Source organism: Microbacterium esteraromaticum (genome assembly GCF_900163815.1).
Classification (GTDB): domain Bacteria; phylum Actinomycetota; class Actinomycetes; order Actinomycetales; family Microbacteriaceae; genus Microbacterium; species Microbacterium esteraromaticum_B.
Genome location: NZ_FUKO01000012.1, coordinates 98,313 through 119,678, shown reverse-complemented (window position 1 = coordinate 119,678; position 21,366 = coordinate 98,313). Strand labels below are relative to the sequence as shown.

At 64.9% G+C, this 21,366-nt stretch carries 21 protein-coding genes and 4 tRNA genes; 16 read left to right on the top strand and 9 right to left on the bottom strand.

The features are described 5' to 3' along the window. Positions 1-2 precede the first annotated feature (2 nt). On the top strand, positions 3-1,163 hold the full coding sequence (locus FM104_RS03920) for a replication initiator (protein ID WP_087130152.1): 1,161 nt from the start codon (positions 3-5) through the stop codon (positions 1,161-1,163). A gap of 369 nt (positions 1,164-1,532) precedes the next feature. On the opposite strand, the gene FM104_RS03915 is transcribed toward FM104_RS03920, so the two are convergent. Then, positions 1,533-1,928: a hypothetical protein gene (locus FM104_RS03915; protein WP_087130151.1), complete on the bottom strand. Its 396-nt coding sequence runs from the start codon at positions 1,926-1,928 to the stop codon at positions 1,533-1,535. A gap of 67 nt (positions 1,929-1,995) precedes the next feature. Between FM104_RS03915 and FM104_RS03910 the strand changes: the two genes are divergently transcribed. The 6 genes from FM104_RS03910 (at position 1,996) to FM104_RS03885 (ending at position 5,868) form a co-directional block, all read left to right on the top strand. Further along, the gene (locus FM104_RS03910; RefSeq protein ID WP_087130150.1) at positions 1,996-2,388 is read left to right on the top strand and encodes a hypothetical protein; all 393 of its coding nucleotides are present in this window, start codon (positions 1,996-1,998) and stop codon (positions 2,386-2,388) included. 2 nt (positions 2,389-2,390) lie between these two features. Beyond that, positions 2,391-2,942, top strand: a complete 552-nt coding sequence (locus FM104_RS03905; RefSeq protein WP_143738243.1) for a hypothetical protein — start codon at positions 2,391-2,393, stop codon at positions 2,940-2,942. Between the two features lie 125 nt (positions 2,943-3,067). Further along, complete coding sequence (locus FM104_RS03900; RefSeq protein WP_179206660.1) at positions 3,068-4,327, top strand: FtsK/SpoIIIE domain-containing protein; 1,260 nt, start codon at positions 3,068-3,070, stop codon at positions 4,325-4,327. Beyond that, entirely contained in the window at positions 4,324-4,590 is a 267-nt protein-coding gene (locus FM104_RS03895; RefSeq protein WP_087130147.1) for a hypothetical protein, read from the top strand. The genes FM104_RS03900 and FM104_RS03895 overlap by 4 nt, the downstream gene beginning before the upstream one ends. Further along, entirely contained in the window at positions 4,580-4,777 is a 198-nt protein-coding gene (locus FM104_RS16875; protein ID WP_087130146.1) for a helix-turn-helix domain-containing protein, read from the top strand. Before FM104_RS03895 ends, FM104_RS16875 begins: the two co-directional genes overlap by 11 nt. Next, a complete protein-coding gene (locus tag FM104_RS03885; RefSeq protein ID WP_087130145.1) occupies positions 4,777-5,868 on the top strand; it encodes a tyrosine-type recombinase/integrase in 1,092 nt (363 codons plus the stop codon). Before FM104_RS16875 ends, FM104_RS03885 begins: the two co-directional genes overlap by 1 nt. A 46-nt stretch (positions 5,869-5,914) precedes the next feature. Here FM104_RS03885 and FM104_RS03880 read toward each other — a convergent pair. After that, positions 5,915-5,990, bottom strand: a tRNA-Val gene (locus FM104_RS03880). A 196-nt stretch (positions 5,991-6,186) separates the two neighbouring features. On the opposite strand from FM104_RS03880, the gene FM104_RS03875 reads away from it, so the two are divergent. From FM104_RS03875 to FM104_RS03855, 5 genes are all read left to right on the top strand, one after another. Beyond that, positions 6,187-6,258 (top strand) — tRNA-Gly (locus tag FM104_RS03875). A 53-nt stretch (positions 6,259-6,311) separates the two neighbouring features. After that, positions 6,312-6,382 (top strand) — tRNA-Cys (locus tag FM104_RS03870). A gap of 27 nt (positions 6,383-6,409) precedes the next feature. Continuing rightward, positions 6,410-6,481: transfer RNA gene (locus FM104_RS03865), tRNA-Val, on the top strand. 347 nt (positions 6,482-6,828) lie between these two features. Further along, complete coding sequence (gene thrS, locus FM104_RS03860; RefSeq protein WP_218778553.1) at positions 6,829-8,766, top strand: threonine--tRNA ligase; 1,938 nt, start codon at positions 6,829-6,831, stop codon at positions 8,764-8,766. Further along, a complete protein-coding gene (locus FM104_RS03855; RefSeq protein ID WP_087130143.1) occupies positions 8,763-9,323 on the top strand; it encodes an HIT family protein in 561 nt (186 codons plus the stop codon). The genes thrS and FM104_RS03855 overlap by 4 nt, the downstream gene beginning before the upstream one ends. Before the next feature lie 27 nt (positions 9,324-9,350). Here the strand turns inward: FM104_RS03855 and pdxY are convergent, their stop codons facing one another. After that, on the bottom strand, positions 9,351-10,202 hold the full coding sequence (gene pdxY, locus FM104_RS03850; RefSeq protein ID WP_087130142.1) for a pyridoxal kinase PdxY: 852 nt from the start codon (positions 10,200-10,202) through the stop codon (positions 9,351-9,353). A gap of 35 nt (positions 10,203-10,237) precedes the next feature. Continuing rightward, entirely contained in the window at positions 10,238-11,542 is a 1,305-nt protein-coding gene (locus tag FM104_RS03845; protein ID WP_087130263.1) for an aminotransferase class I/II-fold pyridoxal phosphate-dependent enzyme, read from the bottom strand. Positions 11,543-11,610: 68 nt separating this feature from the next. Between FM104_RS03845 and pdxS the strand changes: the two genes are divergently transcribed. Both pdxS and FM104_RS03830 read left to right on the top strand, forming a co-directional pair. Beyond that, complete coding sequence (pdxS, locus tag FM104_RS03840) at positions 11,611-12,510, top strand: pyridoxal 5'-phosphate synthase lyase subunit PdxS (protein WP_087130141.1); 900 nt, start codon at positions 11,611-11,613, stop codon at positions 12,508-12,510. 568 nt (positions 12,511-13,078) lie between these two features. Further along, entirely contained in the window at positions 13,079-13,312 is a 234-nt protein-coding gene (locus FM104_RS03830; protein WP_256971508.1) for a helix-turn-helix domain-containing protein, read from the top strand. A gap of 126 nt (positions 13,313-13,438) precedes the next feature. On the opposite strand, the gene FM104_RS03825 is transcribed toward FM104_RS03830, so the two are convergent. The 5 genes from FM104_RS03825 to FM104_RS03805 all read right to left on the bottom strand — a co-directional run bounded on the left by FM104_RS03825 (position 13,439) and on the right by FM104_RS03805 (position 20,656). Beyond that, positions 13,439-14,176 (bottom strand): hypothetical protein, encoded by a 738-nt coding sequence (locus FM104_RS03825; protein ID WP_087130139.1) that lies wholly within the window; start codon positions 14,174-14,176, stop codon positions 13,439-13,441. Between the two features lie 45 nt (positions 14,177-14,221). After that, positions 14,222-14,437, bottom strand: coding sequence for a helix-turn-helix domain-containing protein (locus FM104_RS03820; protein ID WP_087130138.1), 216 nt, complete (start codon positions 14,435-14,437; stop codon positions 14,222-14,224). Beyond that, positions 14,434-17,577, bottom strand: coding sequence for a type I restriction endonuclease subunit R (locus tag FM104_RS03815; RefSeq protein WP_087130137.1), 3,144 nt, complete (start codon positions 17,575-17,577; stop codon positions 14,434-14,436). Before FM104_RS03815 ends, FM104_RS03820 begins: the two co-directional genes overlap by 4 nt. Next, complete coding sequence (locus tag FM104_RS03810; RefSeq protein ID WP_179206658.1) at positions 17,574-18,644, bottom strand: restriction endonuclease subunit S; 1,071 nt, start codon at positions 18,642-18,644, stop codon at positions 17,574-17,576. Before FM104_RS03810 ends, FM104_RS03815 begins: the two co-directional genes overlap by 4 nt. Positions 18,645-18,712: 68 nt before the next feature. Then, entirely contained in the window at positions 18,713-20,656 is a 1,944-nt protein-coding gene (locus FM104_RS03805; RefSeq protein ID WP_087130135.1) for a type I restriction-modification system subunit M, read from the bottom strand. Between the two features lie 292 nt (positions 20,657-20,948). On the opposite strand from FM104_RS03805, the gene FM104_RS03800 reads away from it, so the two are divergent. Together FM104_RS03800 and FM104_RS03795 are read left to right on the top strand one after the other, a co-directional pair. Then, the gene (locus FM104_RS03800; RefSeq protein WP_087130134.1) at positions 20,949-21,155 is read left to right on the top strand and encodes a hypothetical protein; all 207 of its coding nucleotides are present in this window, start codon (positions 20,949-20,951) and stop codon (positions 21,153-21,155) included. Next, the gene (locus FM104_RS03795) at positions 21,152-21,364 is read left to right on the top strand and encodes a hypothetical protein (RefSeq protein WP_218778552.1); all 213 of its coding nucleotides are present in this window, start codon (positions 21,152-21,154) and stop codon (positions 21,362-21,364) included. The genes FM104_RS03800 and FM104_RS03795 overlap by 4 nt, the downstream gene beginning before the upstream one ends. Positions 21,365-21,366 lie beyond the last annotated feature (2 nt).

The following is a 21,366-nucleotide window of genomic DNA, read 5'->3' as shown; positions in this document are numbered from 1 at the left end:
ATATGACCTCCACGGGCACATCTGGCCTACCGTCCGATGATGTCCTCGCCGCGATCCGCTCGCACATCTGCGCCCGTCCGTACGAAGTTGAGCCTGGCCGGTTCATTCGGTGCCAGTCTCGCCGTACAGCGGTGTGTCCGTCGTGCGCTGGTCTATATCGCGGCGATTGGCAGCGCATCGCGCGGTCGGGCATCTACGACGCCGACGGGCACCCGCTCCCGTCGTACAAGTACTTCTTCATCACGCTGTCGGCTCCATCGTTCGGCCCGGTGCATCTGGTGCCGAAATGGGAGCGTGACGCGGGCAGGCGTTGTAAGTGCGGGCAGACCCATGGGCACGATGACGTGCACCTACGCGGGCTGCCCATTGACCAGGATTCATACCGGTATGAGGATCAGGTGCGGTGGCACGGGGCGCTCGGGAAACTCTGGCGGTCGTCGGTGGCGGCAATGCGGCGGCTCTGCCCGGACGCCGAGTACTACGCCGTCCGAGAGCTGCAATCGCGTATGGCGCTGCACCTCCATATCGTCGTGAGAGTTCCTGTGGGGGCAGTCGTCGATGCGGAGACGATGGGACATGCGGCGCGTATGGCGACGGCGACGCATCCGGAAACGGGCGAGGTCGTTGAGTGGGGCAAGCGGGGTGTGCAGGATCGGGAGATTCGGGCGCGGGTCATGGAGTCGGACGACGTCACGCCGGACATGTCGCGGGCTGCTGCGCGCGTGATCTCGTATACATCCAAGGCGTTGATGTATAGCACGAAGGATATTCTGCCGGGAGAGCGTGATGAGACGGCGACACCTGAGCGTGTTGAGTTTGTGAAGCGGCTACGGCAGGCGGCACGGCTCGGTGTGCGCTGTGTCGATTGCCCTCCTGGCGGCCCATCGGATTGCCCTCGGCGGGCGCACGACAACCTCGGCTTTGGGGGCCATGTCGTAACGGTTTCGCGTCCAACTGAGCGGCGCGAGGGGTGGAGTCTGTCGCACGTGACCCGGAAATTGTTGCGCGAGCAAAGAGCTGCCTGGATGGAGGCGAATCGGCCTGCTGACGTGGGCGGAGGATTGAGCGACGGTGATGTGAGGTTGGCGGAGTGGCTGGCTGAGCAAGCGGCGCGTCGTGCTCGGGAGGCGTGGAGCACACGGCAGCACGCGCGCGCACCGTAACGCTGCGCATCGGGCGTGAGGGTTGGCGGCTACGGCTGTCGGCCCTATTTGGCGTGCTCGGGTGGCCATGTTTTCGAGGGCAAGTGCCGTTTGCGGCGCGCGGCAGCGCTGATGCGGTCGGAATGGACGGGGAAAGCGGCCCAGACAGGACGGCGTGACCCTGCGGGCGGGGTGCGTGTGCGCCGCGAACGGCCGCCAGGCCGCACGCGCAAGGCGCACACGCTCACCCGCACGGGCGCGTCAGCGCCCGTCTTGTCCCTGTAGGGCGTTTTGGCACGGCAAGACCGAGAGCCGTCCCTGAGGTCGACGCTCCGCGGCAGCGAAAAGCCCCTGACCTGCGAACAGGCCAGGGGCTGGGGAGGAAGTCGGCTACTCGGTGAGTTGGTCAGCGGACAACGGTTCGTATCGGAGGTTGTAGATCAGGCCGGGGCTGACTGTGTTCGGATCGACGTCGTACGGGCTGTCTGCCGTGCTCAGGAGCGAGGCAACCTCCCGCTGCGTTCGGAACTGGTGGCGAGTAACGAACTCGACCCAGAGCCTCCGGGCCTCATGTGTTTGGGCAATGGCTCGACGGATGTTCTCGCCCGTGGCGTCGGTGAACTCGTCAGCGGGTTCGGTCGGCTTCTCGAGTTGCGTCGCGAGTAGTCGGAGTGTGCGCGAGGCCTTGCGGAAGTACTGGGCAAGGTCGCTGAAACTCTCGGCGTCGCGGCCTGGATAGGTGCGGTCTGGAAGGTAAGGCGGTTCGGCCTGGATACGTGGTGTCATGCAGCGAGGATATCAGGTGGCCCAATGAGTTGCCCAACTGAGTGGGCGAAGGTGCTACAGTGAAGCGGTGTCGCCCACTGAGTTGGCGATACTCGATATCGGTGCGATGCACCACGACGAAGGGAATCCCATGTTCAAGATTGATGAGTCCGAGGACATCCGCGCGCTGTCGTTTCAGCCGAAGATCGCGGATCGCAAGACGGGTGAGCAGAAGATCGACCGGGTTAGCAACCTGCCCGTGTGGTCTGTTACTGCGCTGAAGATGAGCGATGACCCGCTGGAGAAGCCGGAGTTGATCACGGTCTCCATCACGTCCCGTACGGAGCCGGAGGTGGTGCCGCTGGCTACGGGCTTCGAGGGCTTGGAGGTCGGCAACTATGCGATCCCTGGCGACGGTGGAGGCATTCAGGCTGCCGGTCTGTTCTTCCGGGCGTCCGCTCTCGTGGCGTTGGAGGCGTGATCGTGTCCAAGCTCGTTCAGGTTGCGCGTCGCGTGATGCTCGGTGCGTTCGCTGCTGCGGTGGTTGTTGGGCTGTCAGCGTGTTCGGCGGCCGCGCCCGTGGAGGTGGCTACTCCGGCGCGTGAGGGCAGCGAGGTGCAGATTAGCTCCCTTCCTGGGGATGAGTACGGGATTCGTCTCGGGGAAGTCGTGGAGGGTAGCGAACCGGGAACGGCAGATGCTGATCTGTGGTTGCCCTCGTACGGAGGCGGCGGGGTTTGGTTCCGTGTCTCGACGATTGAAGGAAACTCGCCGTTCTTGTCGACTTTGTGCGAGGGGGCGGTCTTGTTCTGGGGCGAGATTCGTCTTGATGGTAGTGACTCCTGCTTGTACTCCGTGGCGATGAAAGGCGATCTTCGCGAGGGTGTGACGCTCTCGCTAGACGATGTCCCCGCGAATTCGTCGGTGCACTACGAGGTAGAAGTTCGGTCTCTGGCAGACGGCACCGGCTACCAGCCGGAGCTTCGGTCCGTCTTTATGATCGGCAGACTCATCCCGTCGGGAGCGGCAAAATGAGCGCCCTGCTGAGGTCGTGGGCCTGGTGGCTCACGAAGGGGGTCGGGCGCTCGCTTCGCGCGTTCGGGTTCACCGTCGCGTATGTCGTGATCGTTGTGGCGTCGGTCATGCAGGCGCGTTCGAGCGTGGCGGCGCTGCTGCTGGCGGTTGTGTTGGTGGTGGCTGGTGTGGCCGCGGTGATCTGGTTCCCAAGGTTCGCGCCGGGGCTTGGTGACTGGCGGCGCTGGCGTAAGGCTCGCGCTACTCGACGCGCGGCGGTGCAGGGCTATCGGCACGCGGTTGGGATGCGACTGATCCCGGCTCTGTCCGATGACGATTACGAGTGGGCGATGCGGAGGCCGGTGAAGCGGCTGCCTTCGGCGCGTTTCCGTGTGATGCCGGATTGGGTCGTGCTCACCGTCGCCCAGACCCAGGCGGCGACGACGGATGAGCTTGTCAAGCGCGCTGAGGCGTACGCCCCGGTTGTGGGTGCTCCTGCCGATTGGGTGACCGTTCAGCGGCAGACGGATGCGGTTGTGCGGATCGTGTGGCGTCGCGCTGCCCCGGTCGATCAGCTTTCGGAGAGCATCCCGTTCCAGCCGGGGCCGGCGTCGGATGATCCGATTGCGCCGGTGCTGGTGGGTCGCACGGAGGCCGGCGCTGACTACCGACTCAATGTGTTCGACCGTCAGACCTTGGTGCTCGGGGCGTCAGGTGCTGGCAAGGGGTCGTGGCTGTGGAGCACTGTCCTTGGGTTGACGCCGCATATCAAGGCAGGGACTGTCGAAGTCTGGGGAGCCGATTTGAAGGGCGGCGTGGAGCTGTCGGCTGCGTTGCCGATGTTCGCGCGGACGGCGACCACGTTCGAGCAGGCCGCCGAGATGATCGCCGAGCTGCGTGCCGAGGTGGATCGTCGGCTTGAGCACATGGTGTCAGTCAATTCACGCAAGCATGCGCCTACGCCGGAGCAACCTGCTCGACTCATGATCTTTGACGAGTTCGCGTCGCTGGTCTATAGCGCTCCGAGTAGCAAAGAGAAGGCTGCTGTTGAAGCTGATGTCAAGTCCATTGCCTCGCGCGGACGAGCCGCCCGGGTCGTTATTCAGGCCTTTGCTCAAGACCCTAGAGCCGACTCATTACTGGCACGTCCGCTGTTCACGAACGTTGTTGGTCTCCGCTTCCGAACTGCCGATGATACGAAGCTGGCAATCGGTCCGGCTGCGTACGACGCGGGGGCCAAGTGCGAGTTGATCCCGCAGTCCACGCCGGGTGTCGGGTACGCGATGGATGAGGAGTCGGGGACGGTGCAGCGCGTGCGGGCATTCTGGGTGTCAGATGAGGTGCTTGCTGAGACCTCGGCAGACATGGAGCGGTTCTTGGCGCTGCGGGAAGGGGCGGCATCATGAGCGGTGCACTTGACGATCTGGCGAACTACTCGCTGGAAGACTTGAACGCCTTCATTCGGCGCATGGAACTCGGTGCGATAGCTGCGGCGCGCGGTCAGGGTCCGGAGGCTGCGGACACGCTGGGTGAGCTTTACGAGCTTCGGGACCGTGTTTGGGAGCGGCAGCGTGCGCAGGAGTGGGAGCGGCAGCGTGAACGTGACTGGCACGCAGAGATCGAGGCTGCTGCTGATCGCGAGTTCGCAGAGGGGCGCGATGATGACTGATCACACGGCCTCGTCCGATGACCGGCTGTTCATTAGTGAGCGTGAGTTGGCGCGTGAGCTTGGGGTTCACCCCTCGACGCTCACGCGGCTTGCTCAGCAAGGCAAGTTGCCGGTGCAGCCCGTTTATGTCGGACACAGACGCGTCTATCCAAGAGCCGAGCTTCTGAAGCTCGGTCGGGTGTCGTAATGCCGTTCGCGCGAAAGACGGATGCGGGCCGGTGGCGGGGTGTCGCGAAGCGGGGTCGGGTGGTGCTGGGATCGCGTACTTTCGATCGTCGGCGCGATGCCATCGCGTGGGCTGAGCGCACGGAGGCGCAAGCGGTAGGCGGCGTTGACCTGAAGGCGGGGAAGGCGCTGGTGCGTGATCTGCTGCCGGAATGGTTGGAGCATCGGCGGGCGACGGTCACGCCCCAGGCGGCGGCGACGGACGGTCAGTTGATCCGGCTTATGTCGCCGTCGCTGGGTGCGCGTGCTGTGGCCTCGGTGCTGCCGGTTGACGTTGAACGCTGGTACGTCCACCTGCGTCAGCATCATCGGCAGTCGGACGGCTCGATGAAGCGCTATCGCGGGTCGCTATCGGCGTTCTTCGCATGGTGCATCGCTGAGGGTCGTGCGGCACAGAATCCGGTGACGCCATCGCGATTGCCAGCGCCAATCGGCCCGCCCTCTGAGATGCGCCCACTCTCTGAGGCTGATCTGTCCGACGTAGTGGAGAAGGTGCGCGCACGCTGTGCACACTGCGCTGATCTCGTCACGGTGCTCGCTTGGAGCGGCGTTCGATTTGGCGAGGCGCGCGAGTTGAGAGTGAAGGATGTGAGCGAGTTGCCCACGCCGTCGCTGCGGGTGTCGCGGAGTCGGTCAGAGGGTGAGCCGGTCAAGAGCACGAAGGGCCGTCGTGCCCGGCGTGTGCCGTTGGCGGAACCAGCCTGGGCGATCGTTCGCGAACTGATGCGCTTGAAGCGTCCGGATGACCTGTTGTTGACCGGTGAGCACGGAGGGCAACTTTGGCGCTCCCAGTTCCTGCGCTCATCAGGCTTCACGGAGGCCTCGGACGGACGCCGCATACACGATCTGCGACACTCATTCGCAACCTTGGCTCTCGCTCGTGGCGTCGATCTTGCGACCGTCTCGAAGTGGCTCGGCCACGGGTCGGTGTCGATCACGGATCGGTACATGCACTACCTCGGCACACAGGCTGACGTGGCTGGCCTGGCGCTGCTGAACGGCGGCGGGAGTGCGCCGGGGGTGCGCGACGATGAGAGTGAGGCGGGGCTATGACGGCAGCGAAAAGGCCTCCTGCCAAGCGACAGAAGGCCTCTCCATATGGTGGGCGATACCGGACTCGAACCGATGACCTCTTCCGTGTGAAGGAAGCGCGCTACCAACTGCGCCAATCGCCCTTGTGGAGTTGTTTCGTGCACGGTGGCACAGGTAGAAAGCATACCCGATCGGTGGGCCGGCGCTGACACGGCATCGGTTGCCGGGCGTGGCGGTGAGCGTCACAGAAATGGACACGCCCGGCTGCGCAAGACGGTTTGGTGATGCTCAGAACCTGGGCTAATGTATTGCAAGTGCCCGGGTCACCGGGAACAAAATGCGGATGTAGCGCAGTGGTAGCGCATCACCTTGCCAAGGTGAGGGTCGCGAGTTCGAATCTCGTCATCCGCTCGAGTGCAGGATCTCCTTCGGGAGTTCCGGCATGTGGGTTGAATCCACCTCGCGGTGGCGTGGCCGAGAGGCTAGGCACCGGCCTGCAAAGCCGTTTACACGGGTTCGAATCCCGTCGCCACCTCTCTGCACAACTGAATAGCCTGATTAGGCGCGATTGGCGCAGCGGTAGCGCGCTTCCCTGACACGGAAGAGGTCACTGGTTCGATCCCAGTATCGCGCACAGAGAAAAACCCCGGTTCTGCCGGGGTTTTTGCGTTTCCGACCGGATGCAGGGGAGGTCCGCTACCACTCGGAGCATCCGCCACCGATCAGCGCGACGATTCCGAACGCTGCAGGTGACCGGCGTAGACTCAGTGCATGGAATCGGTGTCGGCTGCTCTCATGACCGCGGTCATGAGCATCGTCACGCGAACGCCGGGCGCCTGAGCGGGCAGGGCGCGGCCGCGCCTGCAGCTGAGTCGTCTTGTTCCCACGTCTATCTGGAGAATCCCCGTGTCAGACATCGCCCAGCCCAGCGCCCAGAACCGCGATGGCTTCGCCCTGTTCACCGATCGTTCCGTGATCGCTATGCGTGTCAACGGCGAGTTGAAGGATCTGGCTCACGTCGTCGTCGAGACGGATGCCGTCGAACCGGTCCTCATTGACAGCAAGGACGGTCTCGACATCCTGCGTCACTCGACGGCGCACGTGCTCGCCCAGGCGGTGCAGCGCATCCGGCCGCAGTCCAACCTCGGCATCGGCCCGCCCGTGACCGACGGCTTCTATTACGACTTCGGCGTGGACGAGCCGTTCACCCCCGAAGACCTCAAGGCGATCTCGAAGGAGATGCAGCGCATCATCCGCGACGGCCAGCGCTTCACCCGACGCGTCGTCACCCCTGACGAGGCCCGAGCAGAACTCGCGAACGAACCGTTCAAGCTCGAGCTGGTCGAGTTGGCAGGCGGCCCCGGCTCCGGTGCGGATGCTGCCGAAGGCGCCTCTGCAGAGATCGGCGCCGGCGAGCTGACCATCTACGACAACGTCAGCAAAGACGGCTCCGTGGCGTGGAAGGATCTCTGCCGCGGCCCGCACGTGCCCAGCACCCGCATGCTCGGCAACGGCTGGGATCTGACCCGCGTCGCCGCAGCCTACTGGCGCGGCAGCGAGAAGAACCCCCAGCTGCAGCGCATCTACGGCACCGCGTGGCCGACCAAGGACGAGCTCCGTGCGTACCAGGAGCGCCTCGCCGAAGCAGCCAAACGCGACCACCGCCGCCTCGGCGCGGAGATGGACCTGTTCTCCTTCCCGGATGAGGTCGGCCCGGGGCTCGCCGTTTTCCACCCGCGCGGTGGCATCGTGCGCTACGAGATTGAGCGCTACATGCGCGAGCAGCTGCTTCGACACGGCTACGACATGGTGAACTCGCCGCACATCACCAAAGCCGACCTGTTCATGACCAGTGGTCACCTGCAGACCTATGCCGACGGCATGTACCCGGCGATGCATCTGGATGAGGCCGTCGACGACGAGGGCAACGTCACCAGGCAGGGCCAGGATTACTACCTGAAGCCGATGAACTGCCCGTTCCACAACCTCATCTTCCGCTCACGCGGTCGCAGCTACCGCGAACTGCCGCTGCGCCTGGCAGAATTCGGCACCGTGTACCGGTATGAGAAGAGCGGCACGCTCTCGGGGCTCACCCGCGTGCGCGGCCTGACGCAGGACGACGCGCACATCTACGTGGCCGAGGACCAGGTCGAAGCGGAACTCACCCGCAACCTGGAGTTCGTGCTGCAGGTCCTGCGCGACTACGGCCTGAACGACTTCTACCTCGAGCTGTCGACCAAGGACGACAGCAAGGACAAGTTCCTCGGCGAGGACGCGCAATGGGAGGCGGCCACCGAGACGCTCCGCAAGGTCGCCGAAGCATCCGGTCTCGAGCTCGTCGCCGACCCGGGTGGCGCGGCTTTCTACGGCCCGAAGGTGTCGGTGCAGGCACGCGATGCCATCGGACGCACCTGGCAGATGTCGACCATCCAGCTCGACTTCAACCAGCCGGAGCGCTTCGAACTGGAGTACACCGGCCCGGATGGGCTCAAGCACCGTCCGGTGATGATCCACCGGGCGCTGTTCGGCTCCATCGAGCGGTTCTTCGCGATCCTCCTGGAGCACTACGCGGGCGACTTCCCGTTGTGGCTCGCGCCCGCGCAGGTCGTCGGCATTCCCGTGGCGGATGAATTCGCCCCGTACCTGGATGAGGTGATCGCGCAGCTGCGCGCAGCCGGCATCCGCGCCGAGGTCGACCACGCCGATGACCGGATGCAGAAGAAGATCCGCAACCACACCACGGCCAAGGTGCCGCTGATCCTCATCGCGGGTGAGCAGGATCGCGCCGCGGGCACCGTGTCGTTCCGCTTCCGGGACGGCTCGCAAGAGAACGGCGTGCCCATCGCCGCGGCGATCGAACGCATTCGATCTGCCGTCAGTTCGCACGCGCGCGTGCTGACCGCAGAGGATCTGGCATGACAGACGGACCTTGGACAGACTCAGGGGACCAGCTGGAAGACGGCGACCAGTTCGCTGGCGTGCCGGATGAGTTCCAGCGGCTGTGGACCCCGCACCGGATGGCATACATCCAGGCGGGACCAGAGCCTCTGCGGGAAGAGTGCCCGTTCTGCGAGGCGCCGAAGTACGACGATGCCGAGCGCCTCATCGTGGCGCGCGGGAAGACCGCATACGTGCTGCTGAACCTCTTCCCTTACAATTCCGGGCACATGCTGGTCTGTCCGTATCGCCACATCGCGACATACGACCAGGCCACGGCTGAGGAGGTCGCCGAGATCGGGGCTCTCACGCAGATCGGGATGCGCGTGCTGAGCAAGGTGTCGCGCTGCGATGGGTTCAATCTCGGTATGAACCAGGGCGCCGTCGCTGGCGCCGGCGTCGACGCGCACCTGCATCAGCACATCGTGCCGCGCTGGTCATCGGACGCGAACTTCTTCCCGATCATCGCGAAGACGAAGGCCCTGCCGCAGCTGTTGGGCGAGGTGCGTGAGACCGTCTCGAAGGCCTGGCCCGCCTGACGAGCCCTTCGACAGGCTCGCGGTGGTTCAGCGCACCTGCCTGGCGGTGAACTGCATCCGCGGGTTCGCGTAGAACTCCTGTGCTTCGATCAGGCGCAGTTCGCGATCACCGGCATCCAGAGTCATCTGCAGCAGATCGAACACACTCGAGACGGTTCGCTCCAAAGCCAGCTTCGCATCGCCGGTCGCCACGTAGTGCGCGGTGAACAGCGCCGCTGTCACGTCTCCCGAGCCGTTCGCCTTCAGCGCCAGGTGCGGAGTCGTCACGAGCCACGCGCCTCGCGCATCCACAGCGAGCATCTCGATCGTGCCCTCGTCGCGGTCGGGGCGCTCGACCGAAGTCACCAGCACCGTCGATGGGCCAATCGCCATCGCGGCATCCACCGATGCCAGCGTCGATTCGAGCGTGTCGGGCTCGGTGTCCGTCAGATAGCCCAGCTCGAACTGGTTTGGGGTGATGATGTCAGCCACAGGAACCACCCGATCCCGCAGCAGATCGGGGATCGCTGGGGCGACGAAGCATCCGGACTTCGCATTTCCCATCACTGGATCGCAGGCGTACACGGCGTTGGGGTTCGCAGCCTTCACCCTCGCCACGGCATCGATGATGACATCTGCGATGCCCTCACCACCCTGATAGCCGCTCAGTACCGCATCGATCTGCGGCATCACGTCGCGCTCCTCGATTCCGGTGATCACCTCGCGCACATCGCTCGGATCGATCATCGGGCCCCGCCAGGCTCCGTAGCCGGTGTGATTGGAGAATGTCACCGTGTACACCGGCAGCACGTCGACGCCGATGCGCTGGAGCGGGAAGACAGCCGCGGAGTTGCCGACGTGACCGTGCGCGACGGCAGACTGGATCGAGAGGATCTTCATCCGACTATCCTCTCACCCGAGACCGCCGCTCCTGGTCACCGCTGTGCGGCGACGAGATCACCGATCAGACGCGCTGCATCCGCGTCTGACAGGTCGTGCACGGTCAGGCGCAGGTGATGCGACGTCGGCGCAGCGTCGTCGAGCCGGAACTCATCTCCGGTGCGGGCGAGCCATCCCTGTCGCATCAGCTTGTCGGCCGCGACGCGCGCGGGCACCTCCAGTCGCACCCACAGGCTGAGGCCGTCCGATGAGTTCGTGGTGATGCCGTGCTGTTCCAGGGCCGCGGTGAACGTGGCGTTGCGCTGGGCGTAGTGCGTCGCCGCGGCCGCGATCTGCGCCCGAACATCGGCATCCGTCAGCTGCGCGTGCGCGAGGCGCTGCAACAGGTGGCTCACCCAGGTCGTTCCCGGGCTCAGCCGCATCGCCAGCCGTTCGGCGGTCACCGGATCGGTGCCGGCCAGCGCGAGGCACATGTCCGGACCCAGAAACTTCGACACTGATCGAACCAATGCATAGCGGCGATGCTGCGGGCCGATCAGCGACGCGTACGGATGCGGGGACAAGAGCGAGAAGTGATCGTCTTCGATGATCAGCACATACGGGTGCTCCGCCAGCACGTCCTGCAGCGCTGCGGCCCGGGCGGGGGAGAGGCTCACCCCGGTCGGATTCTGTGCGCGCGGAGTGCTGATGATCGCCCGCACCCCGGCATCCAGGGCAGCGCGCACCCCCGCGACGGTCATCCCCTCGTCATCCACCGGCACCGGAATCGCGCGATAGCCGCCGAGACGGACGGTGTGGATGCTCGCCAGAAAACACGGATCCTCGAGAGCAACCGCGTCATCGCGCATCAGGGCCTGGGCGAGCAGTCGTTCCACGGCATCCACCGCTCCGCTCGTGACGCACACCTGCAGGTCGTCACGCGGCAGGTCTGCCAGCATCCATTCGCGAGTCCACTGCTCCAGTTCCGCATCGATCACGGGCTCGCCGTAGAGCACCGGACGCCCGACGATGCGTCCCAGGGCCTTCGTCGGATCGGGGATCAATCGGGCGTCGGGATTGCCGGACGCGACGTCATGCAGCACCGTGTCGGCGACGCCTTCCTGCGCCACGCCGCCGGAGCCGGCGATCAGCGTGCCCCCTCGCCCGCGAGAGATCACGAGGCCGGCCTGCGCCAGTTGGCGATACGCGGATACGGCCGTGTTCCGATTGACGCCCAGCAGGCTTGCCAGCTCGCGCACTGGGGGCAGAGCGTCGCCAGGGCGCAGCATTCCGCGCTCGCGCAGGGCCCGCACACTGTCGGCGATCTCGGCGGCGGTCGTGCCGGTGATATCAGCGTTCATCATCTCGATTCTATGGTGCTACCTTTTGACATAGGCCAAGCAATTCTTTGTCCCAAGGAGTGACCATCGTGTCGACAGAACAGAACCCGACCACCGGATCGCAGCGCGTCAAGCGAGGCTTCGCCGAGATGCTGAAGGGTGGCGTCATCATGGACGTCGTCACCGCCGACCAGGCGAAGATCGCCGAAGACGCGGGGGCGGTGGCCGTCATGGCGCTGGAGCGCGTGCCCGCCGACATCCGTGCTCAGGGCGGCGTTTCGCGGATGAGCGATCCCGACATGATCGACAGCATCATCGCTTCGGTCTCCATCCCTGTCATGGCGAAGGCGCGCATCGGGCACTTCGTCGAGGCTCAGGTGCTCCAGGAACTGGGTGTCGACTACATCGACGAATCCGAGGTGCTCTCACCCGCTGATTACGTGAACCACATCGACAAGTGGCCCTTCACCGTGCCGTTCGTGTGCGGTGCCACGCATCTGGGTGAAGCGCTTCGCCGCATCATCGAGGGCGCCGCCATGATCCGCTCCAAGGGCGAAGCCGGCACCGGCGACATCTCCGAGGCGATGAAGCACATTCGCAAGATCCGCGGCGAGATCGCGGCTCTGGGCGCCCTGTCGAAAGATGAGCTGTACGTCGCGGCCAAGGAGCTGCAGGCACCGTACGATCTCGTCGCGGAGATCGCCGAGACCGGCACGCTTCCGGTGGTGCTGTTCGTCGCCGGCGGTGTCGCCACCCCGGCCGATGCCGCGATGATGATGCAGCTCGGTGCCGATGGCGTGTTCGTCGGCTCGGGCATCTTCAAGTCCGGCGACCCGGCCGCCCGCGCCGCCGCGATCGTGAAGGCCACCACGTTCTTCGACGACGCCAAGGTCGTCGCTGAGGTTTCCCGCGGTCTGGGCGAGGCGATGGTCGGGATCAACGTGGCCGATTTGGCCGCGCCCCACCGCCTCGCCGAACGCGGCTGGTAGGGCGTTAAATCGCAGGTAGACGGCTATTTCCGAATCACTACCTGTGAACCACTCGTGGCGAGGGTAAGTCAGTCACCTATCGACTCCGAGTACGCATGAGTCGAACCAGGGCCCGGTGCCCCGCCGAGGCCCTGGTTCAGCTCCTCGACCCTTCGTCTGGATGCTTCTCGTCGTGCTTCGCGCCGTCGTTCGGCCCGTGCGAGTCTCAAGCGCTCCACGTACGCAGCCTTCTCTGCCAGCTCCTCTTCGCGAGCCATCTCGATGTGCGCCTGAACGCGACGCTGCATATCTGGCGGCAGCGTGTACCAGATGCGTGCGATCGAGCGCCAGAATTCGGACCAGCATTGTTGCTCGCTCGGGAGTGGCTCGTCGCCGTATGGTGCACTGGACGGGGCGGTGACTTCGCTATCGCCCGTACGGCTGGGCTCCGCACGCCGCCAGTGTTCGTATGGTGTCGGCATCGTGTTGCGCTCATTCCTTCCGGTGGGCGTTCAGCCTCATATCGACGTTAGTTCGATGCACGGCAAAACAGGAAGTGATAACTACCTGGAAGCCATCAGTTCCGGCCATGAGGCTGGATGATGTGTCCCGACCGTTGAAATCCGTACTCGGTGAGCGCGTGCGCGGCATCCGCCGCGAGCGTCACCTGACGCAGGAGCGCCTTGCTGAGCAGCTCGGCGTGACGCCGCGCTATCTGGCCGGCATCGAGCGAGGCGAACGCAACCTCACCCTCGACTCCGTCGACGCGCTGGCGGCGCAGCTGGGTCTCGAGGGGTTGTCGCTGCTGGACTCATCGCGCTGAGCGACGCGTCGGACCTCGACGTGGTTCGTGAGCGCATCGACACACTCGACTCCGGCCTCCGTATCCAGTGAAAAGCTGGTCCGATCACAGATTTGTCGGCTTGCCGCACCGGACGTGTGTCGGACGTCAGCGCTCGGTCGACTTCATCCGCGCAGCATCGTAGGTGAGTGCGTCCGCCTCGCGCAGCACGTCGACGTCGATGATCGTCATCGTCGGGAGATGGATGCGGCCCGCGCCGTCAGCCGTCACCAGCTTGTAGGGCGTGAGCCAGACGATGCAATCAACGTCGGCAGCCGTGATCACGTCGAGGAATGCTGCGTCATCAAACCACCGATGGTCACGCCTAGTCGTCGGCGGCGCGAACGACCCCATGGACTCGAAATACGCCGTCGACTCATCGAAGACGAGAAAGCCCAGATCGAACCCGGGCTGCTCTGCGCGATAGGCCGGGACCTTGCGGCCGTGCTTGCGCACCACACTCGTGAAGTGGTCGACATACGCCCGATAGCTGTGGTCCTGCTCCGTCGGCAGGCCGCTGCTGACGTTCGTCACCAACGTCGCGTTGGGGAACATCGCGCCGAAGCCCGCGTCCTCGAGCTCGCGCAGGATCTGGCTTTCTCGTGCGCGTGTTGCATCTTTCTTCCCCGGGCGCGGGTGGTCATCCACGCGCATCGCCTCGAGAAGAAGCGACCGCGTCACGTCCTCGAAGTCGGGTCGTTCGCGTTGCGTCAGCTCGGTGCCCCGGAGCGACGCGAGGCACCGATGAGCGAGATCGCTCTCTGCCGGGTAGAAGCACACATCGGCGTCCGCGACCTTGCGGGCCACGTCGATGATGTCCTGCTCATCCTGGTACGCAAGTTCCATCGTCCTGCCACTCCTTCATCCACATGACACCGGTTCGTAGGATGCTCAGCCCTCGTCTCGACCGGCCAGCCGGATCTCCAGCCCGAGCGCAGCAGCGACCTTGGCGAGGTTCGCTGTGGAGACATCATCTCCTCGCTCGACGCGTGCGATGGTCGGACGCGACACGCCGGCCCTCTCCGCGAGCTCCTCCTGCGTCCAGCCGCGCTGATTCCGCGCCTCGCGGATGTCGTCGCCGAAGGTCAGGCGATCCCGGCCGGTCATGCGCCGGCCTCGACACGACCATCGGCATCCTCCTGGTGCTGCGCGTGCAGGGCGTTCGCGGCGATCTCTGCGATGTCGTCCATGAACGACGGATCGGTCATGTACGACTGGATCTCCTGCGACTCGCGCACCGCCTTCAGCATCGCGAGCCCCACGGCGTTGTTGAAGCTCTCCGACGCCTTCATCTGCGCCGCACTGTTGTTGCGCGCCATCGCGACGGCGTCATCATCAGCGTCGAGGAAGCCCCAGAACGCGGTGATGAAACCGGCGACGCTGTCGGAACTCACATCGACGCCCTTCGCGGAGAACAGCTCGTTCACCGCGTCGATCGCCTCATCCAGCGGTCCCCGCTTCGGCGCAGATCCGACACCGCCACCCCGCTCTCCGTCGAACGCCGGCAACGGGATCGCCTCGCCGCTGCCTTCGCGCAAGGAATGGTCCTCACCGATCGCGGAGGGGACGAGCTTCACACCGGTCAGCTGCACGCCGTCGAGGTAGCTCATGTCGATCTCGATGCCATCGGTGTGGAGCCGGCGTGCCAGCAGCGTGGTGAGCACAGCCCGCTCTGCGAGCGCGGGGTCGTCGTAGTCGACGATCTGGCTGAGGAACTGCCAGGCGTTGCGGTAGCTGATCACATCGGCACGGAACGCCTCGATCTCGGCGCGAGCCGCCTTGTCGCCCGCGAGCTTCGCCTGCTTCCACGCGCCCTGCCAGCGAGCCGCGATCGGCGAGACCGCCTTCGAGATCTGCTCACCGCCGAGGCCTTCGAGGTACGCCCTGGCGACGGCCTCGAGCCCGCTCTCGGTGTAGTAGCCCGCGGTGTCGAGGCGCTCGGCGAGCGTGTACAGCGCGTTCGGATCGACCTCGCCCTCGACGTGGGCGTCCTCGTAGTAGAGCTGGAAGTCCTTCTCGATATGCTCCGGCGAGTTCATGAAGTCCACGACCATCGGTGAGGTCTTGCCGGGGTACATGCGGTTCAGGCGCGACAGCGTCTGGACCGTGGTGATGCCGGACAGCTTCTTGTCGACGTACATCGCCATGAGCCGCGGCTCGTCGAACCCGGTCTGGAACTTGTTCGCGACGATGAGCACCTTGTAGATGCCCTCCTCGCGGAACGCCGCGGCGACATCGCTGACACCGTTCATCGAGACCTCGGTCACCCGATCTCCGGATCCGTCGGCCAGAGACCCCGAGAACGCCACGAGGGTGTCCATGTCGGTGTAGCCCTGCTCCGCGATGTACGCGTTCATCTTCTTCGACCAGGTGTACGCCTCCATGCGAGTGCCCGTGACGACCATCGCCCGCGCCTCCCCGCCGAGCAGATGAGCGACATTGCGGCGGAAATGCTCGACGACCACGCGGACCTTCTGCGCGACCGCGGTCGGGTGCAGTCGGGCATAGCGGACGATATTCGTCACCGCTTCACCCGTGTTCACCTGGATCTCGGTGTCCTCCTCGCCCTCGATCGCGTTCTTCACCCGCAGGAACATGTCGTAGGTCGAGTAATTCCGCAGCACATCGAGGATGAAGCCCTCCTCGATCGCCTGCGCCATCGTGTAGGTGTCGAACGCCTCCCAACGATCGGTCTCGAGGTTCTGCGTGCCGAACAGGCGCAGGGTCTTCGCCTTCGGCGTCGCTGTCAGCGCGATGAACGTGATGTTCTCCGCGTTCGCGACGGCGCTGTTCTTCGCACGCAGCAGATCCTCCGCGCTCAGTTCGGCATCGATGTCGTCCTCGTCGAAATCCAGACCGACCACATCGGCGAGCAGCTCCTTCAGCTGCCTGGCGCTCGCACCGGACTGGGAGGAGTGCGCCTCGTCGGCGACGACCGCCCAGCGACGCCCGCGCAGGTCGTCCATGTTCTCGATCAGTTTCATGACCTCCGGGAAGGTCTGCAGCGTGCAGGTGATGATGTGGTCGCCCTCGAGGAGCGCCTTCTTCAGTTGCGGGGACTTCGCCCCGGACTTCTCACCGACCGAGACGACGAGGCCCTTGCTGGACTGCACGAGATTCATGTCGTCGCGGACGTTCTCATCCAGCACGGTGCGGTCGGTGACGACGATGACCGAGTCGAACGTCGACTTCGAGTCGGCGCTCATGTGCCGGATCAGCCGGTGGCTGAGCCACGCGATCGTCTTGGTCTTGCCCGAGCCGGCGGAGTGCCAGATCAGGTACTTGCCGCCGGGGCCACGCTGCTCGATGTCGCCGACCACGCGCTCGACGGCACGCAGCTGATGGAAGCGCGGGAAGACCAGACGGCCGTCCTTCTTGCCCGTCTTGCTCGGCTCGAACAGCGCAAAGTCCTTCAGGATGCGAAGGAACGTCGACCGCGCGAGGATGTCGCGCCAGAGGTAGTTCGCGGGCGAGCCCGTGTCCGAGACCGGGTTGCCCTCATGGCCGTTGTTGCCCTGGTTGAAGGGCAGGAACACGGTGTCGCCGCCCTGCAGCTTCGTGGTCATGAACACCAGGTCGGTCGACACGGCGAAGTGCACGAGCGCACGCCCCGGCGCGAGCAGCGCGCGGGTCCGGCCAGGCTTGCGATCCTCCTTGTACTGGCGGATCGCGTGCTGGACGGTCTGCGTGTTGTCGGTCTTCAGCTCCATCGTCACGATCGGCAGGCCGTTGGCCGTGAGCACCACGTCGATGCTCTCCGTCGTCGCCGTGTCGAAGCGCACCTGACGCAGGATCCGCAGCACGACCGCATCGGACTGCTCGACAACCTCGATGAGGTTCGGGTTCGCCGGCGGGAAGATCACCATCGGCCCGAACTTCGCTGCAGGACGACCGATCTGCGCGTAGGAGAAGCCCTTGCGGAGCACGCCCAGCAGCCCGCCGACGGGATGCCCCGTCGTCGGGTCCATCTTCGTCTGCTTCGCGAGCTCCTTCGTGAGGTGCTCGAGGAGCCCCCGTTCGGCGGCGTCGCGCTGGCCGTTCACGAGATCGGAGGGCACCGCCTTCTCATACTCGTCCGGGTACTGGGTCTGCAGCCACGAGAGCACATCGCGCGGGACGAGGGCGAGCCCCACATCCCATCCAGCCGCCGCTGTACGGCCGGCATCCTCGTAGAGCCAGCCGCGTTCGGCGAGCTCCTCGCAGAGGTTGGTCTCGAACTCGTGCTCCAGGAGCTGTGCGTCGCTCATGCGACATCCTTTCGGCCGGTGACCACATCGGTGATGAGTGCGGCCCGGCGCTCGGTGAGGAGGGACTTCAAGGTTGCGACCTTGTCGAGCATCGCGTCGATCTGGCCGGTGACCTCGTCGAGATGGTCGGCGATGCGGGTCTGTTCAGTAGCGTCCGGGAACGGAATCTCGAGCCGATTGATCATTCCGATCGTCAGCTGATTGATCGTTGAGGTTGAGTACTGACTGCGTTCGTGAGCGAAGAGTGTCGACTGCAGATACCAACGCAGGTACTCGTTGTTCGGCGAGCGAAGCACAGTCATGAATGCACCCCAAGTTTCATCGACTTCTTCTTCGCCGATGAGTGCGCTCTTTCCAACCAGATGTGCACTCCCATTCCTGCTGCAGACGAGAAGGTCATTCTTGCGAAGGCGGAGCCTGTCAGGGATCTTTGTGCTGACCTGGAGGAGATCACTTCTGTCAATCATGGAGTTCTGAACGCTCCCAGATCTATGCACGATCGTCCCGCCATCGTCGACAACATCAGCCGGGGCATAGGTCAGACCCGTGATCGCTTCGGCGACAAGCCCGAGACGCGCTGATGAGACACCGATGTACGGGAGGAATGCTCGGTCGATGACAGCCGTCCGCCGCGCCTCGAGCGACGTCGTCAGTTCGTCCATCGCAGCGAGCATCGCGTCGATCTCGCCAGTCTCGCGGTCGAGGTAGTCGGCGATGCGCTGCTGGGTGGGGAGGTCGGGGTGCGACACGGTCAGCTCTCGGAGGCCCATCCACTCGGCGCGGGGCATCTTGACGCCCTTGGAAGCAGCATCGGCGTACTTGACGAAGTCGCGGCTGCCCACGATGTAGTTGAGGAAGCGCGAGTCGACATCATCAGCGGGGCGATAGACGTGGATGTCGCCACCTGCAGTACCCGGTCGATCGGCACGCCAATACTTGGCCAGATAAGGGCGCAACTTGCCGAAGAGAACGTCGCCGGGCTGGAACGGGGTTCCCTTTGAGGAGTACTGCGAAAGCTCACCGGAAACGAGACGGCCGGAGCCGGAGATCATATCTTCGAGGGACACCTGGAAGGAGCCAGGCTCGGCAGACTCAGTGATGAGCGTCGCAAGCGACCAGAAAGGTACGTAGCTCGTCACTCCCCGCTCACCGCCTCGAACATCACCGCAAGCTCGCCCATGACGCGCTTGACGTCGGCGTCGATCTCCGCGAGATCGCGCGGCTCCTCGGGCACGTAGAACAGCCGGGTGAACGGGATCTCGTTGCCGGCCTTCGCGCCGCGCTCGTCCCACTGCGCATCGGGGGCGAACGGCAGCACCTCGTGCTGCATGTGCTCATCGAGGTCCTCGCTGAGCGCGACGCGCTCGGTGATCTTCCAGCCCTCGGCGATCACGGCGGCTCCCTTGCGGTCCACCGCTGGCGGAGCGCTCTCGTCGGGCAGACCGACCGCTTTCACGACGGCGTCGATCTGCGCGAGGGGGGTCTTGAGGCCGGCTTCCTTCGCGACCTGCGGATAGTGGCTCGCAAGGCTGTTCCACGGCAGGCCGTCGAAGGAGCGCAGCACCTCAGCGTGCGCATCGGTGAAGTCCCGGCGCTGGAGCAGCTCATCGATCGCCTCGTCGGTCACCGCGGTCGCGAGGCGTGCCTGCTTGTAGACCGGCACGTCGAGGAACTGGAAGTCCTCGGGCGTCATCACCCGCGAGATCGCGGGATCAGCGTGATCGAACGCCTGGTAGGCGCGCAGGATGGTCTCGCGCTTCGTCTCGGAGATGTACCGACGCTTGTCGCCCATGGCCTTGCGCATCGGCTCCCACTGGCCGGAGCCGTCGATGAGCTGGATCTTGCCCTTGCGCTCGGCGTCCTTGTTCGTGTCGAGGATCCAGACGTAGGTGGCGATGCCGGTGCCGTAGAACATCTGCGTCGGCAGCGCGATCACCGCGTCGATGAGGTCCTCGTCGAACAGCCACTGCCGGATCGCGTTCGGGCCCTTGTCGCTCGTGAACAGGGGAGAGGCGTTCGAGACCACCGCGGCGCGGCCGCCGTGGCCCTGCTTGCCGGCGGGGGTGAGCTTCGAGGCGCAGTGCGCGAGGAAGAGCATCTGCCCGTCGGACTTGCTCGGCAGTCCGTGGCTGAAGCGCGAGCCGTCGACCTTCGCCTGCTTGCGGACCTCGGCTTCCTGGACACCCCAGTCTCCGCCGAAGGGAGGGTTGGAGAGGACGTAGTCGAAGGTCTGCCCCTCGTACTCGTCCTTGATCAGGGTGTCGCCCATGCGGATCGCGTCGGGGCGGCCGCCCTGGATCAGGAGGTCGGCCTTGCCGAGCGCGTAGGCCGAGGGCATGAGCTCCTGCCCGAACAGGGTGACCTTGATGTCGGGGTTCAGGTCCCGCAGCGCAGCCTGGGCGACGAGCAGCATGCCGGCCGAGCCCGCGGTCGGGTCGTAGATCGAGCGCAGGGTGCTCTCACCGACCAGCGAGTCCTCGTCCGCAGCGAAGAGCACGTCGACCATGAGCTTGATCGCGTCGCGCGGAGTGTAGAAGGCACCCGCGCCCTTGCCCTTCTTGTCGAAGGCGCGGTACATGACGTCCTCGAAGATGTCGCCCATCGCGGTGTCGGAGACCTGCTTCGCCCCGAGCGGCAGGGTCGAGAAGTGCTTGACGACCGCGTGCAGGCGGTTCGCGGAGGCGAGCTTCGCGACGAGCTTCGGGATCTCGAACGCGGTCCAGATGTCGGCGATGTTGTTCGAGAAGCCGGCGATGTAGCTCATCAGCGACTTCTCGACGTTGTCGTCGACCGAGGCGATCGTGGCCAGGTCGAGATCGGAGACGTTGTAGAAGCTGAGCTTGAAGCGATCCTTGACCGCGACGTCGATCAGGTGCGGCGGCAGCTCCCCGAGATCACGCACGAACTCGATGACCTCCGGCTTCGTGTCGGCGAGCAGGCACTCGAGGCGGCGCAGCACGGTGAACGGCAGGATGTAGTCGCCGTACTCCTGAGGCTCGACCACGTTACGCAGGAACTTGTCCGCCGTGTCCCACACGATCCGTGCTGTCGTCCCTGCCGAGACCGTCGTCTGCGTCATGCTCACTCCTGTTCCCACCGCGGATCCAGAGTCACCGCTTGTATCAGCAACGTTACTTGCCGGACGGCCGGCAACACCAGCTGACCTCTGTGGGGCAGGCCCGGATCCCGCAGGAGCATGCCGCCTCCAGGCGATCCATGTGAGCTGGATCACTCCCCGGCGGCGCACGGCTGAACATGCCACGCGCACCGCCGACGACAAGCTATGGTCAGCGCTACATCAGATGGCGTAAAAGCCCTCGACTCCGACCCGGCAGCGAGCTGTTGTTCGGCCAAGAAACGGAGCACCGAGCATGGTCAGCGTGACTCAGCGCATCAAGCAGTACAACCCGGGAGTGGGTCAGCCGCGTGGCGGACTGATCAAGCCGTCGATGATGACGGTGTCCAGGTTGGCGATGGGCGTCGGCGGCTGGCCATGGGACCTCCCTGCGTTGTCATGTGTTGTTGAGAGCCAGCTTGACACCACCGACATCGCGACGAGGGTTATTCGTCAGGCTTGAAGTGGAATGAAGAAGACAAACTCAAGACCGACATGATGAACCAGCCCGATCGCTGGCAGGCTGTCTCCGTTGAGCAGGTTCGTGCGAAGTGCCGCCAGCTTGGGATGCTCGCCGATGACGTCGATACCATCGCCGACTATCTCCAACGCCGAAAAGAGGGGCGACGTTTCAATGTCGGGGCTTCATATCGGTCGTGCGAGTTCGCCTGAAC